Genomic DNA, 16,768 nt, shown 5'->3' on the forward strand with positions numbered 1-16,768 from the left:
TCGCTCTAGCCTTTGCTTATCATTGGCTGAAGCTTTGAATGTTCAACAGAACCTAGTCTTTATAAATACTATTTACAGGTATTTCTGATAGAAAATAGATACTAGGCATAACGCTGTAATGATAAGCCGTCAATGCGAATGTCAGGCGTTTTGCCGAGCACCAAATCGCTGATTAATTTGCCAGAGCCACACGCCATTGTCCAACCCAATGTGCCATGTCCTGTGTTCAAAAATAAATTGCGATACCGAGTCGCGCCAATGATGGGGGTGCTATCGGGGGTCATCGGACGTAGCCCTGTCCAAAAACTTGCGTTTGGCAAATCACCACCTGCGAATAAGTCCTGCGTGACCATTTCGAGTGTAGCACGGCGCTGGGGGTTTAGCGTTATATCAAAACCACTTAATTCTGCCATACCGCCCACGCGAATACGGTTGTCAAAGCGAGTAATGGCGATTTTATAGGTTTCATCCAGCACCGTTGATTGGGGCGCTAAATCAGCATTGATAATCGGCACAGTCAGTGAATAGCCTTTGACAGGGTATACAGGCAGATTAAGCTGTAGCGGTTGCAAAAGCGCCCGCGAATAACTGCCCAACGCCAATACATACTGGTCTGCCGTTAATAACTCACCATTTACCATCACCCCTTTAATTGCTCCAGCGTCGACTACCAGTTTTTTGATGGTTTGATTGTATAAAAATTTTACCCCCAGCGCTTTGGCTTGTTGCTCTAATGCTTGGCAAAACAAAAAGCAATCGCCTGTTTCATCATGCGGTAAATGCAATCCGCCAACCAGCTTATCAGTGGCATTTGCCAACGCGGGCTCAATATCAGCCAATGCCTTGCTGTTGTCAATCAGCTTAAAAGGCACGCCTGAATCCTGCAACACCTTAATATCTTGCTGTACAGCATCTAATTGGGCGGGTTTACGAAAAACTTGTAAGGTGCCTTGTGAGCGGTTTTCGTAGTGAATGCCGGTGTCTTGACGCAGCTGCTGCAGACAGTCGCGGCTGTATTCTGCCACTCGTACCATACGCTCTTTGTTGATGGCATAGCGCTTGGTATTGCAGTTTTTGAGCATTTGTAGCATCCATTGTAACTGCCACAGACTACCATCTAATTTGATGGCTAAAGGGGCGTGTTGTTGAAATAACCATTTAACCGCCTTCAATGGAATACCAGGGGCTGCCCAAGGGGTAGAGTAGCCCGGGGAGATTTGCCCAGCATTGCCAAAACTTGTTTCTTGTGCGGCACCCGCTTGGCGGTCAATCACCGTGACTTCTACCCCTTGCTTGGCTAAATAATAGGCACTTGTCACCCCAATCACGCCACTACCCAGTACCAATACGCGCATACCTACCCCCAAATATCTGCCTAATTATCAGTTAATTTTGCTAGTATAAGCAAAGTTTTGCAGTGAATTTTGCTGTTTTTATGCTAAAATTTTGCTGATATTATCGGTTTTATCATATCAATCATCAAAAAACAGGGTTTTCATTTTGCTATGCGTACTTTAGACCGTACCGACCGTTTAATCCTTGAAATCTTGCAACAGCAAGCCCGAATTTCTATCAGCGAATTGGCCGCCAGAGTTAACCTATCAACCACGCCTTGCTCAGACCGAGTTAAGCGCTTGGAGCGTGAAGGTATTATCACAGGTTATCATGCGCGGTTAAATCCCAATTTGGTCAATAAAAGCTTGTTGGTATTTTTAGAGATAAAGCTATCTACCAAGTCGGGCGATGTCTTTGAGCAAGTGAGCAAAAAACTGTCAGAAATTCCAGAGATACTGGAATGTCATTTGATTTCGGGTGAGTTTGATTTTTTGGTCAAAGCGCGGCTAAAAGAGATGAGTTCTTACCGCAAGTTACTGGGCAATATCTTAAAACAATTGCCAGCGGCGGTAGAAACCCACAGTTTGATTGTGATGGAAGAGATTAAAGAAAGCTTGCATTTGGATGTGACAATGACATAACTGTCATGCAAGCTTTACGATATCTGCTTTGCAATACATAATTTGCGACAGATAAAAAAAAGACTGCCAAATCGCAGTCTTTTTATGCTGACCCGCCTTAGAATTTTGGAAATTAGAGTTTTGGAAACTCTAGCGACCAGTGGTTGACGAGTGGATAGCGACGCTCACGCCCAAAGGCGCGGTGAGTAATCTTGGTGCCAATCGCCGCTTGACGACGTTTGTATTCATTGCGGTCTACCATGCTGAGTACTTTTTTCACCACGTCTTTATCATAACCGGCTTCTACTATCGCATCATACCCAAAGTCGCGATCGATATACAGCTCCAGCATTTTATCGAGGGTATCATAATCAGGCAGACTGTCTTGGTCTTTTTGGTCAGGTCGAAGCTCGGCAGAAGGCGGACGCGTAATCACACGCTCAGGAATCACCGGCGTTTCTTCTAGTCGGTTGCGATAGTTGGCGAGGGCATATACTTGGGTTTTATACACATCTTTTAAGACATCAAATCCGCCTGCCATATCCCCATACAATGTCGCATAGCCCACGGCCATCTCTGATTTGTTGCCAGTGGTGATGACTAGATGACCAAATTTGTTGGACAACGCCATCAAAATCATGCCACGCGCACGGGCTTGGATATTTTCTTCCGTGGTGTCGGCGGTGGTGTTGCTAAACATCGGCTCTAGCGTATGACGCATGCCTTCAACAGCGGCATGAATCGGGCACACGGTATAAGACACGTTGAGTCGGTGTGCCTGCGCCTGCGCATCTTGCAGGCTGATTTGCGAGGTGTACTCATAGGGCATCATGACCGCATAAACTTTATCTGCACCGAGCGCATCAACGGCGATACATAGCGTGAGTGCGGAGTCTATACCGCCTGACAATCCAACCAATACGCCTTTAAAGCCAGAATGATTGACATAATCACGCAAGCCGACAACCAGCGCTTGATAAGTTTCAGCGATTTGGCTGAGCGCAAGCGGTGATTTGCGCTGTTCTGATAATATCACTTGACCGCTTTGGGCATCGTGACGAGCAACCACATACAGGGTATGCTGCAAAAATCTTGGCGCTTCTTGCACGATTTTACCTTGAGCGTTGACGACCATCGAGCCGCCATCAAACACCAAGTCATCTTGACCGCCCACGCTATTGGCATACACAATCGGGATATTGTGCTCAGTGGCACGGCTTTTTAATAAAGCCTTACGTTGTTCTTGCTTGTTTTGCTCAAAGGGTGAGGCATTGAGGCTGATGATGATTTCCGCACCTTTTTCTTTGAGTGCGCGAATGGGAGCGTCTTGCCATAAGTCTTCACAGATAAGTAGTCCAATGGTCAGCCCTTGATAGTCAAACAACACTTGGTTGTGACCGGTATTAAAATAGCGGCGTTCATCAAACACCCCATAGTTTGGCAAGCATTGTTTATGATAAAAACCTTTTTGCTGACCATTGTGAATGATAGCCACTGAGTTAAACGTGCCATTGGGGTCAATGTGCGGATAACCCACTAGCATCACGATGTCTTTGACTGTGTAGAGCAATTCAAAAGCAAGTTTCACACGTGAGGCAAGACTTGGACGTAGTAACAAATCTTCAGGCGGATAACCCAGCAGTGATAACTCAGGAAAGACAATGATATTAGCCCCCTTATCACGGGCGTCTTTAGCCAGCTCTACCATTTTTTTGGCATTGTTGATGACATCACCTACAATAAATTGCTGCTGTGCCACCGCAATTTTTAGCCCCACCATAGAATCTGCTTGGCTAATTGGTTGGCTAGTCGATTGGTTTGATGGCTGAGAGGTTGACTGAGAAACTGATTGAGAAGTTGGCTGAGCAGGTTTTTGAGAAACTGGCTGTGGGTTTGCTGTTTGGTTTGGCGTAGTAGCTTCGGCGGTCATTGACTCACTCGGCAGCTGCGTTGGTACGCTATCATCTGGGGTTAAATCGAGGTGTGACATGAAAAATCCTTCAGTAAAAATTTGTTATGGGGTCGTCCCTTTAGTCATAGCCGTCTAGAACGGTAGGCAAGCATGATGCCGCTATTATAATTATTGGTGGCAACGGCGATGGCATTACAAGATAAAATTATTCTACATTATATCGCTTTATGATATGTTTACAATTGCAATCTTTAGATGCTACAACCGAAAAATGCTACAACTGGTAAAATTAGCCTAAACATAGCACGAATAACCCATCAATGCGCGATTTTTTGCAGTATAATCAAACCTTACAATGCTAATTAACAGGCAGTCATAACGCTTAATTAGCAACGATGATTCGTTCATTAGGCAATGAGGTGAAGCGATGTTTACCGCAATTTTTGTGGTTTTGGTGATTATGGGGCTTAGCTGGGTTGGGATGAAATGGATGTATCCGCGACCACCACAAGGCTATTTACAGCCGCAGCCAGGCGAGAGTACCGAGCTGCGATCGTGTGATTTTTGCCATCATACGTTAGCAGAGTGGCGAGGGATTATAGAAGGGGATAAGTTTTTTTGTAATCAAGAACACCAAGCGGATTTTCATGCTGGCAAGCACTACCAGCGCGCTCAAAATTAGTCGAATTTTATTTTACACTAAATACGTTAGGCAAAACGCGCAACGTCTTCTAACATTTTACCCACCAGGTCTTGCGCTTGGCTTTCGTTTTCTTGATAGCGTTGTAAGTTTTCTGATTTTTCAAACAACGTCAACGCGCACAGTACCAATAATTCTTCTTGGGGTAGCTGAGGCGCTTGGCGGCGTACGTCTTGCATAAACTGGTTAATATAGCTTGCCGCACGCTGCAACGCAGGCTCTTCCGATTCTGGGCAGTTGATGGTATAGCTACGACCATTGATCAGGATATCAACTTTTTTAATGCTTTGGGCAGATGCCATAAGATTTTCCTAACGTATTCAAATGTTTTAAACATCACTAAGGCTGGCTTAAATAAGGACGGGTTAGTTTTCGCTGTCAATTTTTGCCAAGCGCTCTAACACAAGCTTGGTATGCTCTGCTGCAACGCGATTTTTTTCAATCAGTTTTTGATTTTGTGCGGTAAAAATCTGTAATTGGTTTTGGGTTTGTTCGTATTCGGTACTTAGCATGTTGTGAGATTCGGCAAGTGACTGATAGCGCTGCTCGAGTGCTTGATACTCTTCGGCTTGTCTAGCAAGTTGTTGTTCCAAATTTTGCTGCAGTTCTTTGCTGGCATTGAGCTCAGCTTGTACCGCTTGCAATTGGTCTGCGGTAATGGTTGGCTGTGCTTTAATACGGGTTAACTCGCTACTGGCGAATTGATATTTATCGCGAAGCTTAGTCAATGCGGTTTGTAGCTGGGTCAGTTGGTCAATTAGGGTGCTCATGATATGATGTCTAGTCAGTAATCGAGTGAATAATCAAGTAAATCATCAAGAGCGACGTGATGGACGCTCATTGACATGAATAGCAAAAGGTTTTTTTGGTATAAATATAGCGTGAAGGCTTAAAATTTGAGTGATACTTATATTATTTTACCACTTTAATAATGCCATAGTTGACCGCATTAAGGCTAGTATTATCTCAATGTTGATATAATTTTTTGTGAAAAAAGGGTAAAGCGATGGATGATTATATTTCGGGTTGGCAGGATTGGACACAAGCATTTGAGGATTGGCATGACGTCACAATTAGTGAGTTACATGGGCTAATTTCAGGGGTGCTAAGTGTGTGTGATGCGCCAACCGAGCAAGAGTGGCAACTGCTACTGACTGAGCTGAGCTTTACCGAGCTTGAGCCAAAAGCGTTAGAGATAGTGACCGAAGAGGGCGAGGATATGGTGGCTGTATTAACCGACGATGCCGATAGCTATCAGTTTATGCCGTTGTTGCCTGATGATGACCATCCACTGTATGAGCGTTTGATGGCACTTAAAAACTGGGCAAATGGCTTTTTGACAGGCTTTGGCGTCACCGATAGTGCGCTGCGTCCGGAAGAAAATAACCTATTTAATGACTTGGCAAAAATCGGCGCGCTGCGGGTTGATGCGTATGATGAGGCACTGCAAGGGACAGACAATGCTGAAGGCGAAGTTGAATATATGGAGCTACTTGAGTTTGTGCGCATGATTCCTGTGAGTGTGTCACAAGGGCGAGTGCGTAAATCAGTCGCCAAATTGCCGCTTATCGCAGGATTTGCCATGAATCGCCCTGTGGGTAAAGCCCAAGAGATTGATGAGGAGCATTTGGATTTTATTGAGCAGCTACGGGATGATGAACTTGATTGGGAAGCAGAAAAAGATACCAATGATGATTTTGTTACCCATATGGTCATTGATGCCATGACCGGTAAAAAGCCGAATTGATGTTAATACCCTATTTCGACTAAATTTGCCCTGATAGGGTGTTTTAGTGGTTTAAAATTTGAGAAAAATGGAACGACTATGGGCTATCCATCCAACGCCGTAGACTGGTTAACAAAGCTGATTGGTTTTAACACTGTCAGTCGCTACTCCAATTTGCAATTGATTGAGTATGTGGCAGGCTATTGTGAGCAGTTGGGGTTGTCGCCACGTTTGACCTTTAATGCTGATAATACCAAAGCCAACCTCTTTGTGACTGTACCTGCGATGGGTAAGGGTGATACTGTAACGACAGGGGGGTTTGTGTTTTCGGGGCATACCGATGTGGTGCCCGTTGATGGGCAGGCATGGGATACCGATCCGTTTGTGGCGACTATTGTGGAAGATAAGCTATACGGGCGTGGGGCTTGTGATATGAAAGGCTTTATTGCTTGCGCCTTAAGCCTGTTGCCCACTGTGGTGCAAGCAAGCCGCGATAGGATGCTCGGCAAACCGATTCATCTAGCACTGTCGTATGACGAAGAAGTGGGTTGTTTGGGTGCGCCATTACTGCTTGCAGATTTAAAAGCGCAAGGGATTAAGCCAGACTACTGTATCGTCGGTGAGCCGACCATGATGAAAATGGTCACCGCGCATAAAGGCATCCAAGTGTATCGCTGCCGCGTGCATGGCAAATCAGTACATTCATCGCTGACCCCGCAAGGCGTCAATGCCATCAGCTATGCTAGTAAAATTATCAATTTTATTGATAAACTTGCCGAACAATTGCAACAACGTAACGACCAAGACATGGCGTTTGACGTACCATTTTCGACCTTGTCAGTGGGCACTATTACCGGCGGCACGGCAACCAATATCGTGCCCAACCTGTGCGAATTCACCTTTGATTATCGCAATTTGCCGCACATGAATGAAAGCCAAGTGATTGAGCCGATTCGCGCCTTTATCAAAACCCTTGAGCCTAAGATGCACGCGATTGACAGCGACACGGGCATTGAGCTAACTCGCAACGAAAATGTCCCTGCGATGACCGATAAAGATAGCCAAGCCTTGCAACAGCTCATTGAAAATTTGGTGGATGAACGGCAGCGTCACAAAGTGGCGTATGCCACCGAAGGCGGGCAGTTTACCAATGCAGGTATTCCGACGGTGATTTGCGGACCTGGCGATATTGGCAATGCCCATAAAGCCAATGAGTTTGTCAGTCTAAACCAATTAGCAAAATGCGAAAGCTTCTTACAGCAAATTCTTCAACAATGCTGTGACAGCCATTAAATTTTTTGGAAATATCATGTCAAATCAATTAACCATACAGTTGTTGCCAAAGCTTCCCCAAAGCGAATTTGCCAAACGCCGTGTCAAACTTGCTGAAGCCTTGCCAAACAATAGCATTGCGATTTTGCAAACGGCTCCCGCGCATATCCGCAACAACGATGCTGAGTACAAATACCGCGCCGACAGCAGTTTTTTTTACCTGACTGGCTTTGCCGAGCCAGAATCCGTTATGGTTTTGGAAAAAACTGACCATACCGTCAACTACACGTTATTTTTACGTGAAAAAGACAAACTACGTGAGATTTGGGATGGCAAACGCGTAGGGCTTGAAGGTGCGACTGCAGATTTTGGCGCGGATAAAGCGATTGCCATTGGCAGAATTGATGAGGTGATGCCAAATCTGATTTTTGGTAAAAAACACGTGTTTGCCCGCTTTAATAATGAGCTGATTGGCTGGCTTAATCAAGCCAAGCAACTGCAGCGTGGCGAAGGTGTGGTCGATACCGTCACCAATATTGATGGCCTTATCAATGAAATGCGGCTGATAAAAGATGAGTGTGAAATTGCACGCATGAAAGTCGCCGCCCAAATCAGTGCTTACGGGCATATTCGCGCCATGCAAAGCGTGGCACCTTTGATGCAGAAAAATCAAGGGAATGAAAGCAGACTGGAAGCTGAAGTTAATTATGCTTTTGCCCAATATGGCTGCGTACCCTCTTATAATAGTATCGTGGCTGGCGGGGACAATGCCAATATTTTGCATTATGTCGAAAACGACCAACCGCTGCACGATGGCGATTTGGTGATGATAGATGCGGGCGCCGAATACCAACATTATGCCGGTGACATCAGCCGTACTTTTCCTGTGAGTGGCAAGTTCAGTGACGTGCAAAAACAAGTGTATGATATTGTGCTAAATGCCAATATCGCCGCCATCAACAGCCTAAAAGCAGGCGAGCATGGCAAAATCCATCATGAAACTGCGCTTAAAGTACTGACCCAAGGCTTGATTGAGTTGGGGATTTTGACAGGCGATGTCGATGAGTTGATTACTGATAAAGCCTACTTGCCGTTTTATATGCATGGCACAGGGCATTGGCTTGGCTTAGATGTCCACGATGCAGGGCGCTACACTGGCGACGACGGTAAACCCAGAAAGCTTGAAAAAGGCATGGTGATTACCGTTGAGCCAGGCTTGTATTTTGCGCATGACAATGCATTGGTACCCAAGAAATATCGGGGTATAGGCATTCGGATTGAGGATGATGTGGTCATTACCGAGGGTGAGCCGCTGGTTCTTACCCGTGATGTGCCAAAAACAACGGCAGCAATTGAAGCGCTAATGCAGCAAAAAGTGCATTCATAGATATCATCCATACCTATATGGACAGCTGACCTTTGTATGATACAAACCTAGATGAGACAAACAAAAAAAGCCCAAGACAGTTGGGCTTTTTTACGGGCAATCGTTTATCGGCATTTTAGGTATCGGCTGGTGGATGTGCCAAATGTTCGATTTTATCTTCGGGTAAGTTTGTCAATAAATGAATGCGCTGAGAGAGTTGGCGCAATACTTGGCTAAAGGCAGCTTTTTCCACATCACTATCGGCTGATACACTGTCGGTATCATTGATATGCCAATGTGCGGTCAGTGGGAATTTGCCATCAATGTCCGCATGTTGCTGTAAAGAATTGCACAGCCCAATCACCAAATCAATCTTTGGCGCGTTGTCTTGTAAAAACTGCTTGACGGATTTGGGCGCTAAGCCTGTGACGTCATAACCTTCTTGTTTTAATACCTCAAGCGTGAATGGATGCGCGCTAGCGGATGGCTCAACGCCTGCGCTATAGGCTACAAAACGGTCACTGCCAATTTTATTTAAAATGGCTTCTGCCATTAGGCTACGGCTAGCATTGTGCTTGCACAAGAACAACACGTTATAAGGCTGCGTCATCAATAATTTCCTTGTCATCAATCTGCGAACGGTCAACACGTTGGGACGTGCAGTTTTTGATAATAAAATTTTACCGTTAATGGCAAAAAATTGCTATCAAAATCCTTACACTTGTGCAAGTTAAAACCGTTGACATTAACCGCTTGGTTTTGCCAGCAATTCGCAATCAAATAGGTGAAAAAATAATTTATTCCAAAAAGTAATATTTAGTATAAAAATAATTTGCGTTTAGTGAATTTTAAAAATAACTATTATAAATATCTGATTTTATTATATTTTATATAAATGAAAAAAAATAATGACTTGCTTGTATAACTTTTGGTTGGGTTTTGTGAAAAGAAAGTTTGACATTAACTATTGATTCATGAAAAATCTACATACTGCAAGATTCTCGTTGCAATTTTTTCATTTATTTACATTCGATTAGGGAGGGATTATGAGCACTAATCACAAGTCGTCTCATTCCCAGTGGAGCTCAAAGATTGGGTTTTTAATGGCTGCCGTGGGTTCTGCGGTCGGTCTTGGCAGTATTTGGAAGTTTCCTTACATGACAGGCGATAGCGGTGGCTCGGCATTTGTTATCGTGTTTATTATCAGTATCGCGCTTATTGGTTTTCCAGTGTTGGTCACTGAATGGCTGATTGGTCGCCGTGGACAAAGTAACCCAGCGGCAAGTTTTCGCAAAGCGGCGGTAGCCAATAACACGTCACCTGCTTGGAGTCTGCTTGGCTACTTTGGTATTTTAGCCGCTTTTATGATTTTGTCATTTTATAGTGTGATTGGCGGCTGGTCGCTTAATTACACCTTAAAAGCGGGTATCAATGCATTTGGTGGTCTCAATGCCGACGCCACTGGCAAAATTTTTGAGACGATGTTGGCAAATCCAACCGAAATGACGTTGTGGCACACGGCGTTTATGGGCTTGACGGCGCTAATTGTTGCAGGCGGTGTATCAGCCGGTATTGAGAAAGCATCAAAAATCATGATGCCTGCGTTAGCTTTTATCCTATTATTTATCGTGGGATATAATGCGATTAATATGGATTTTGCCAAAGGCGCAGAGTTTTTGTTTAAGTTTGACTTGCAGCGTATGCAGGAAGTTGGCGTGGGCAAAGTGCTGATGGCGGCGCTAGGACATGCGTTCTTCTGTTTGTCACTGGGCATGGCGATCATGGTGAGTTATGGTTCATACCTAAAACAAGATGTGGATTTATTGGCAACCGCGCGCACGGTGATTATTTGGGATATTATCTTCTCATTGGCGGCAGGTCTTGCGATTTTCCCAATTTTATTTAGCAATCATCTTGATCCAGCGGCAGGTCCCGGTTTGGTATTTGTGACCTTGCCAATCGCCTTTGGTCAAATGAGCCTAGGTGTAGTGGTGGGTACTTTATTCTTCTTGTTATTGACCTTTGCGGCATTGACGTCGTCGATTTCAATTCTTGAGCCCATTGTCGAGTTCTTGGAAGAAAAAACCCCAATGAGCCGTAAAATCTGCACGATAGTCGGGGCAGTGGCAACGTGGGCAGTGGGTGTACTGGCGTTATTGTCATTTAATAAATTGTCTGATTTTGCGGTATTTACTATCCACAAAAACGGTAAAGACATCCCACAAGGTATCTTTGACGCGCTAGATTATACCTCCAGTAAAATCATGCTACCTTTGATTGGTTTGGGTACCATTATCCTCATCGGCTGGTTTATCAACCAAGAATCGGTAAAACGTGAATTGGGGCTAGATGGCATGAAATGGACTATTTGGCAAATTGTGGTAAAATTTGTCGCACCGATTGGTATCATCGCTGTATTTTTAACGGAGTTACTGGGTTAATCCCAAGGGCTTTATCTCAATAGCTTTATGTAATTAATTGCTCACAATAAAAACCCCGAATTTATCGGGGTTTTTTCTTTCAATGAAACATTAATCAGTGCCATATTCTTGGCGTTTTGTGGCAAAAAAGCGCTCAAGTCGATCCATCGCTTCATGCAAATCTGATGCATTGGGCAAAAATACCACGCGAAAATGGTCAGGCGCATGCCAGTTGAAACCCGTACCTTGTACCATCAAGACTTTTTCTTGCAGTAATAATTCCATCATAAACTGCATATCATCTTCGATTGGATAAATGTCACGGTCAATTTTTGGGAAACAATAAAATGCCCCTTGTGGCATGGTACATGAGATACCTTTAATGGCATTTAGGCGCTCGATAGCGATGTTGCGCTGCTGATACAGGCGACCGGTTGGTGCGGTCAAGGCTTGCATACTTTGATAACCACCCATCGCCGTTTGAATCGCGTATTGTGAGGGGACGTTGGCACACAGCCGCATCGATGATAGCATGGTTAACCCTTCAATAAAGTCAGCCGCATGGTGTTTTTTACCCGATAACATCATCCAGCCTGAGCGAAAACCTGCGATACGGTGCGACTTTGACAAGCCATTATAGGAGATAACCAAGCAATTTTTGGCAAGGGTGCACATCGGTACATGCACGGCATCATCATACAGTACGCGGTCATAAATCTCATCCGCCATCAGCACAAGCCCGTGTTTTTCTGCCAGTGCCACGATTTTTTTTAAATTTTCGGTAGAGTAAAGCGCGCCTGTTGGGTTGTTTGGGTTGATGACCACAATGCCTTTGGTGCGTTCATTGATCTTGCTTTCGATATCGGCAATATCTGGCTGCCAGTTGTCAGCTTCATTACACAGATAATGAACCGCTTTACCCCCTGCCAAATTCGTCGCCGCTGTCCAAAGCGGGTAGTCAGGCATAGGAATCAGTACTTCATCGCCATCGTCCAGTAACGCTTGCATGGTCATCACAATCAGTTCAGAGACACCATTGCCCAGATACACATCGGCAACGTCTACCGCTTCTAACAATCCTTTGGCTTGGTAATACTGCAAAATCGCTTTGCGCGCGGCAAAAATCCCTTGAGAGTCTGAATAGCCAATCGCATTGGGCAAATTCATCGCCACATCTGATAAAATCTCTTGCGGCGCTTCAAACCCAAATGGGGCAGGGTTGCCGACATTGAGTTTGATGATTTTATGACCTTGTGTCTCCATGCGGTTGGCAGTTTGTAGCAAAGGACCGCGAATGTCATAGCACACGTTTTGCAGTTTATTGGATTTGTTCAAAGTTTTCATGGTAGATACATCACTACTAGGTTTGGGATTGGGATTAGGTTTGGAATGGTTGGGTTGAAAATTGGTAGCAGCCGGAGCGGTAGATTGAGCCGTTTGACCCTGCCACGGGTTCGCTTGATTGGCATCGCTTAATGCTTGTGCTACAGTAGTATCATTGACCGTATGCGCTGCTAACGCTTGGGTGTTGACGTTATGACTTTCCACCCTAGTACCTGATAGCAAATAGCTTTCGCTGCAGCCTAACAGACTGGCAAGCACAGGCAGTTTATTGGACACGATGCCATTGGAGCCGCGCTCCCAATTAGAAATCGCGGCACGGCTAACTTTAGCACCAGCTTGGGTCATTAAATCGGCAAGTTCAGCAGTGGTCAAACCTTTGCTTTTACGCAGCTGCGTCAAGCGTTGTCCGGCCGATAGTTTAGCGTCAGTGAGCATAGCGGGGGAATTCCGTTTGAGTATTAATAAAACATATCAATTTTTGTCAGAAATACTGACATTTTTAAGCGCAAGTGAGGCTGAATAACTGCCAATAGATAAACTACGCTTGTCAGAATAATAATGCAAGAAAAACTTACAATTTTTTAATTAACAACTTTTTAACTAACGACAAGGAGATTTACTATGGAAGATTTTTACCAGTTGTCCGCGACCGATATTCGAGGTCAGCTATTTGATTTTAACACCCTTAGAGGTAAAGTCGTATTGATTGTGAATACCGCGAGCAAATGCGGCTTTACCCCACAGTTTGAGGGGTTAGAAAAGCTATACCAAGCTTACAAAGACCAAGGATTGGTGGTGTTGGGTTTTCCCTGCAACCAATTTGGTCAGCAAGATCCTGGCAGTGAAGCGCAAATTAGTGAGTTTTGCCAAATCAATTATGGCGTGACCTTTCCGATGATGGCGAAAGTTGACGTTAATGGTAAAGACACCCATCCTGTTTATCAGTTTTTAAAATCACAGCCACAAGGCAAGGGTATGTTGGGCGACGCCATCAAATGGAACTTTACCAAGTTTTTAGTTGACCCACACGGCAGAGTCGTAGATCGTTTTGCACCGACCAAAGCCCCTCAAGACCTTGAAGCGGATATCAAAGCACTACTGGCGCAACCGTGAGAAAAGGCGGGAGAGAAAAAAATAAAAAGGATTTAATTGGGGGGATTAAATCCTTTGGGTGACAAGCGATAGAGACATTGTTATTATTGTTATCTTATTATTCTTATTGTTAGCTATGACCTTGCTGGCCATGTAGGTATGATAAGGTTTTTATGTGACAACCACATGACATGCTCAGCAAAATTTTTTAAAAATTTTAATATTTGCCAAAAAAAATCATTGACAGCAAAAATAAATTCTCTATAATACCCACCACAGACGATGGGTCGTTAGCTCAGTTGGTAGAGCGTCTGCCTTACACGCAGAATGTCGGCGGTTCGAATCCGTCACGACCCACCAATTTGACAAGTTTGGGTCATCGTCATCAGCTACCGTGCAGTGGTAGTTCAGTTGGTTAGAATACCGGCCTGTCACGCCGGGGGTCGCGGGTTCGAGTCCCGTCCGCTGCGCCACTTATTTTAGTGGAACTAAAAACGATATTTTTAAAGTTTTATGCCTCAAATCTCCCCTGATTTGAGGTTTTTTTTGGCTTTAAACATATGATAAATTATTGATTCTAAAAAATTTATTGTTTTATGTATTTCTCTCTTGATGTAATTAGGAAAATTGGTTTTACTTGTTAATTTGAAAAGATATCTATTTTTAATATTTAAGTAAAACTAACGTGAGCAAACGCTTGTGACCAAAACGTGACCATTTTGTGACCAAAAATTTTGGCTTATGGTCTGTAGAGTCATCCGCCAATTATTAAAACCAATTGTTAAAATACAAAAAGTACAGTAAAAATTAAAAGGCGGATTTCATTACAAGCTGTCAGGCAACCAAAATTCATGCAATCGAACAACAAAGTCTCGCATTTTATCGCATGAGCTATACCGCAAGATCCCCATCGCCTCACTACCAAATTGCCAATGCGTTTTCCTTAAGCCCATCATTGAAATCATCCGATTATCCAACGGGGTCGTAGCATAGATCAGGCGTCATTTAGTCAAATTAAAGCAGATATATAGGTAATGAATGTTAAATCATAAACTTTATAATTATACTAGATTGTTAAATAGAATTAACTAATACCATCTTCTCTCCTCTACTAAAATGTTACAGTATGTTAAGATATATACCCTTTATAATCAAAAACTTAGTTCTGTTTTTGTGGTATATAAGCCCTGTGAAATCTTGCTGTAATTTGAAATATTGTAAATAATTTGTTAAGGTTGCTTTCCAGTTAATCTAATGAAAAGATATCTTTATGAGTTTTGTGAAAGTCGAAAAATTTGGCCCTTTTCCTCGGGTTAATCGTCCTGTTTTTATTGCCTCCGCATTGCTGATTGTCGGATTTATTATTTTTGGTTCATTATTTGGTGAGTTGGCAGGTGAGGTTTTTAACCAACTGCAATCTTTTATTACCCACCGTTTTCGTTGGCTTTTTATCATTTTGATGAATGTCGCGGTGGTGTTTAGCCTATATATTGCCTTGAGTCGTTATGGCGATATTCGGCTTGGGCATCAAACAGAGCATCCTGAGTATAGCTTACTGTCATGGTTTGGGATGCTGTTTAGTGCCGGGATTGGGATTGGTCTGTTGTATTGGGGGACGGCAGAGCCCTTGTATCATTTTATGTCGCCTCCGATGGGGCAAGCCGAAACCGTAGAAGCGGCTAAACAAGCGATGAGTATTTCGTTTTTGCATTGGGGAATTCATGCGTGGGCGTTGTATTGTGTCGTGGCGTTGTCATTGGCGTATTTTCATTATCGTCGTGGCTTGCCGTTGTCGATTCGCTCGGTACTGTACCCATTGATTGGTCAAAAAATCTATGGCAAATGGGGGCATGTGGTCGATACCCTTGCGGTGTTTGGCACGATGTTTGGGGTGGTGACATCCTTGGGGCTGGGTGCGATGCAAATCAACGCAGGCTTTAGCAATGTGTTTGGTATTCCCAATAATATCCCGGTACAGCTTTGTTTGATTGCGATTATTACCGCGATGGCGACGTTATCAGTGATGATGGGGCTGGATAAAGGGATTAAACGCTTAAGCGATATCAATATTGTGCTGACTGTGTTGCTGCTTGGTTTTATGTTATTTTTCGGTCCGACCCAGTTTATCATCGATAGTTTTATTGAAAATATCGGCAATTATGCCAGTCAACTTATTCCACTAGGATTTTGGAGTGAGGCGTATAGCAATACGGATTGGCAGGCAAATTGGACGATTTTTTATTGGGCATGGTGGGTGAGTTGGTCGCCATTTGTGGGAATTTTTGTGGCGCGTATTTCTCGGGGTCGTACTATCAGAGAGTTTATTTTTGGGGTGTTATTTATCCCCATGCTGTTGTTGTTCTTTTGGTTTACCACCTTTGGCGGCAGCGCGGTACATATGGAATTGCTGGGCAATTATGGGTTGATAGAAGCAGTCAAAGCCGATTATGGTAGTGCGATTTTTAAACTGATTGAATATTATCCTTTAACCAAGCCTTTGACGCTGGTGATTGTGGTGATGATTATGTTGTGGTTTGTCACTTCGTCAGACTCGGCAAGCCTTGTGATTGATATGCTCACGGCAGGCGGCGATACCAATCCGCCAAAAATTCAGCGGTTATTTTGGGCATTGAGCCAAGGGGTGATTGCTGCGGTATTATTGGTGGCAGGGGGGTTATCTGCGTTGCAAGCGGTCGCTATTATTGCAGGCTTTCCGTTTGCCATCGTGGTGTTTGTGATGATGTATTGTCTATGGCGAGGGCTAACACGCGATAGATTGACCTTGTACCGTAATCAACAATGGTATATCACCGCAGAGTCTGCTGAGCATAATTCAGCGAATGAATTTATTGATGAGCATTTATTGTTAGGTCCGCCTGTCGTGGCTAAAGATGACTAATATTGTTTTTGTTGATTAACATAAATGGACGGGTGCAAGCGTCGCAAAGCTGATGTCTGTCTAGGCAGTCAACCAATGGGCT

Annotated in this window: 14 protein-coding genes and 2 tRNA genes; 10 read left to right on the forward strand and 6 right to left on the reverse strand. The window is 44.0% G+C overall.

What is annotated here, in order from left to right; translation table 11 throughout:
• Nucleotides 1–101 precede the first annotated feature (101 nt).
• Complete coding sequence (locus RT034_RS09945; protein ID WP_313016319.1) at nucleotides 102–1,355, reverse strand: D-amino acid dehydrogenase; 1,254 nt, start codon at nucleotides 1,353–1,355, stop codon at nucleotides 102–104.
• Nucleotides 1,356–1,505: 150 nt separating this feature from the next.
• Here RT034_RS09945 and RT034_RS09950 point away from each other — a divergent pair, with 150 nt between their 5' ends.
• Nucleotides 1,506–1,976, forward strand: a complete 471-nt coding sequence (locus RT034_RS09950) for a winged helix-turn-helix transcriptional regulator (RefSeq protein WP_060996073.1) — start codon at nucleotides 1,506–1,508, stop codon at nucleotides 1,974–1,976.
• Between the two features lie 112 nt (nucleotides 1,977–2,088).
• Here the strand turns inward: RT034_RS09950 and RT034_RS09955 are convergent, their stop codons facing one another.
• Nucleotides 2,089–3,735, reverse strand: a complete 1,647-nt coding sequence (locus tag RT034_RS09955; RefSeq protein WP_175405743.1) for an NAD+ synthase — start codon at nucleotides 3,733–3,735, stop codon at nucleotides 2,089–2,091.
• 559 nt (nucleotides 3,736–4,294) lie between these two features.
• Between RT034_RS09955 and RT034_RS09960 the strand changes: the two genes are divergently transcribed.
• Entirely contained in the window at nucleotides 4,295–4,549 is a 255-nt protein-coding gene (locus tag RT034_RS09960; protein WP_313016322.1) for a hypothetical protein, read from the forward strand.
• 26 nt (nucleotides 4,550–4,575) lie between these two features.
• On the opposite strand, the gene RT034_RS09965 is transcribed toward RT034_RS09960, so the two are convergent.
• The gene (locus RT034_RS09965; RefSeq protein WP_099833526.1) at nucleotides 4,576–4,869 is read right to left on the reverse strand and encodes a cell division protein ZapA; all 294 of its coding nucleotides are present in this window, start codon (nucleotides 4,867–4,869) and stop codon (nucleotides 4,576–4,578) included.
• A 63-nt stretch (nucleotides 4,870–4,932) separates the two neighbouring features.
• Nucleotides 4,933–5,337, reverse strand: a complete 405-nt coding sequence (locus RT034_RS09970) for a hypothetical protein (RefSeq protein WP_313016325.1) — start codon at nucleotides 5,335–5,337, stop codon at nucleotides 4,933–4,935.
• Nucleotides 5,338–5,573: 236 nt separating this feature from the next.
• Here RT034_RS09970 and RT034_RS09975 point away from each other — a divergent pair, with 236 nt between their 5' ends.
• The 3 genes from RT034_RS09975 to RT034_RS09985 all read left to right on the forward strand — a co-directional run bounded on the left by RT034_RS09975 (nucleotide 5,574) and on the right by RT034_RS09985 (nucleotide 8,952).
• Entirely contained in the window at nucleotides 5,574–6,314 is a 741-nt protein-coding gene (locus RT034_RS09975; RefSeq protein WP_313016327.1) for a UPF0149 family protein, read from the forward strand.
• 78 nt (nucleotides 6,315–6,392) lie between these two features.
• A complete protein-coding gene (gene argE, locus RT034_RS09980) occupies nucleotides 6,393–7,586 on the forward strand; it encodes an acetylornithine deacetylase (protein ID WP_313016329.1) in 1,194 nt (397 codons plus the stop codon).
• A 16-nt stretch (nucleotides 7,587–7,602) separates the two neighbouring features.
• Nucleotides 7,603–8,952, forward strand: coding sequence for an aminopeptidase P N-terminal domain-containing protein (locus tag RT034_RS09985; protein WP_313016330.1), 1,350 nt, complete (start codon nucleotides 7,603–7,605; stop codon nucleotides 8,950–8,952).
• Between the two features lie 115 nt (nucleotides 8,953–9,067).
• Here the strand turns inward: RT034_RS09985 and RT034_RS09990 are convergent, their stop codons facing one another.
• Nucleotides 9,068–9,541, reverse strand: coding sequence for an arsenate reductase ArsC (locus RT034_RS09990; protein WP_313016333.1), 474 nt, complete (start codon nucleotides 9,539–9,541; stop codon nucleotides 9,068–9,070).
• A gap of 436 nt (nucleotides 9,542–9,977) precedes the next feature.
• Here RT034_RS09990 and RT034_RS09995 point away from each other — a divergent pair, with 436 nt between their 5' ends.
• The gene (locus RT034_RS09995) at nucleotides 9,978–11,372 is read left to right on the forward strand and encodes a sodium-dependent transporter (protein ID WP_095356904.1); all 1,395 of its coding nucleotides are present in this window, start codon (nucleotides 9,978–9,980) and stop codon (nucleotides 11,370–11,372) included.
• Nucleotides 11,373–11,462: 90 nt separating this feature from the next.
• Here RT034_RS09995 and RT034_RS10000 read toward each other — a convergent pair whose 3' ends face one another.
• Nucleotides 11,463–13,130 carry an aminotransferase class I/II-fold pyridoxal phosphate-dependent enzyme gene (locus tag RT034_RS10000; RefSeq protein ID WP_313016336.1) on the reverse strand — a complete coding sequence of 556 codons (1,668 nt, stop codon included), beginning with the start codon at nucleotides 13,128–13,130 and terminating at the stop codon, nucleotides 11,463–11,465.
• A 186-nt stretch (nucleotides 13,131–13,316) separates the two neighbouring features.
• Here RT034_RS10000 and RT034_RS10005 point away from each other — a divergent pair, with 186 nt between their 5' ends.
• The 4 genes from RT034_RS10005 (at nucleotide 13,317) to RT034_RS10020 (ending at nucleotide 16,686) form a co-directional block, all read left to right on the forward strand.
• Nucleotides 13,317–13,808 carry a glutathione peroxidase gene (locus RT034_RS10005; protein WP_313016338.1) on the forward strand — a complete coding sequence of 164 codons (492 nt, stop codon included), beginning with the start codon at nucleotides 13,317–13,319 and terminating at the stop codon, nucleotides 13,806–13,808.
• Nucleotides 13,809–14,071: 263 nt separating this feature from the next.
• Nucleotides 14,072–14,147: transfer RNA gene (locus RT034_RS10010), tRNA-Val, on the forward strand.
• Nucleotides 14,148–14,183: 36 nt separating this feature from the next.
• Nucleotides 14,184–14,260 (forward strand) — tRNA-Asp (locus RT034_RS10015).
• 797 nt (nucleotides 14,261–15,057) lie between these two features.
• Nucleotides 15,058–16,686 (forward strand): BCCT family transporter, encoded by a 1,629-nt coding sequence (locus RT034_RS10020; RefSeq protein WP_313016340.1) that lies wholly within the window; start codon nucleotides 15,058–15,060, stop codon nucleotides 16,684–16,686.
• The last annotated feature ends 82 nt before the right edge of the window (nucleotides 16,687–16,768 follow it).

This window comes from Moraxella sp. CTOTU48841, assembly GCF_032061225.1.
Taxonomy (GTDB): domain Bacteria; phylum Pseudomonadota; class Gammaproteobacteria; order Pseudomonadales; family Moraxellaceae; genus Faucicola; species Faucicola cinerea.

Excerpts from the sequence above, each read along its gene's own strand:
- RT034_RS09985 (WP_313016330.1), top strand. The coding sequence starts at position 7,603 with ATGTCAAATCAATTAACCATACAGTTGTTGCCAAAGCTTCCCCAAAGC.
- RT034_RS10005 (WP_313016338.1), top strand. The coding sequence starts at position 13,317 with ATGGAAGATTTTTACCAGTTGTCCGCGACCGATATTCGAGGTCAGCTA.
- RT034_RS09995 (WP_095356904.1), top strand. The coding sequence starts at position 9,978 with ATGAGCACTAATCACAAGTCGTCTCATTCCCAGTGGAGCTCAAAGATT.
- argE (WP_313016329.1), top strand. The coding sequence starts at position 6,393 with ATGGGCTATCCATCCAACGCCGTAGACTGGTTAACAAAGCTGATTGGT.
- RT034_RS09955 (WP_175405743.1), bottom strand. The coding sequence starts at position 3,735 with ATGGTGGGGCTAAAAATTGCGGTGGCACAGCAGCAATTTATTGTAGGT.
- RT034_RS09950 (WP_060996073.1), top strand. The coding sequence starts at position 1,506 with ATGCGTACTTTAGACCGTACCGACCGTTTAATCCTTGAAATCTTGCAA.
- RT034_RS10020 (WP_313016340.1), top strand. The coding sequence starts at position 15,058 with ATGAGTTTTGTGAAAGTCGAAAAATTTGGCCCTTTTCCTCGGGTTAAT.
- RT034_RS10000 (WP_313016336.1), bottom strand. The coding sequence starts at position 13,130 with ATGCTCACTGACGCTAAACTATCGGCCGGACAACGCTTGACGCAGCTG.
- RT034_RS09960 (WP_313016322.1), top strand. The coding sequence starts at position 4,295 with ATGTTTACCGCAATTTTTGTGGTTTTGGTGATTATGGGGCTTAGCTGG.
- RT034_RS09990 (WP_313016333.1), bottom strand. The coding sequence starts at position 9,541 with ATGACGCAGCCTTATAACGTGTTGTTCTTGTGCAAGCACAATGCTAGC.
- RT034_RS09970 (WP_313016325.1), bottom strand. The coding sequence starts at position 5,337 with ATGAGCACCCTAATTGACCAACTGACCCAGCTACAAACCGCATTGACT.
- RT034_RS09945 (WP_313016319.1), bottom strand. The coding sequence starts at position 1,355 with ATGCGCGTATTGGTACTGGGTAGTGGCGTGATTGGGGTGACAAGTGCC.
- RT034_RS09975 (WP_313016327.1), top strand. The coding sequence starts at position 5,574 with ATGGATGATTATATTTCGGGTTGGCAGGATTGGACACAAGCATTTGAG.
- RT034_RS09965 (WP_099833526.1), bottom strand. The coding sequence starts at position 4,869 with ATGGCATCTGCCCAAAGCATTAAAAAAGTTGATATCCTGATCAATGGT.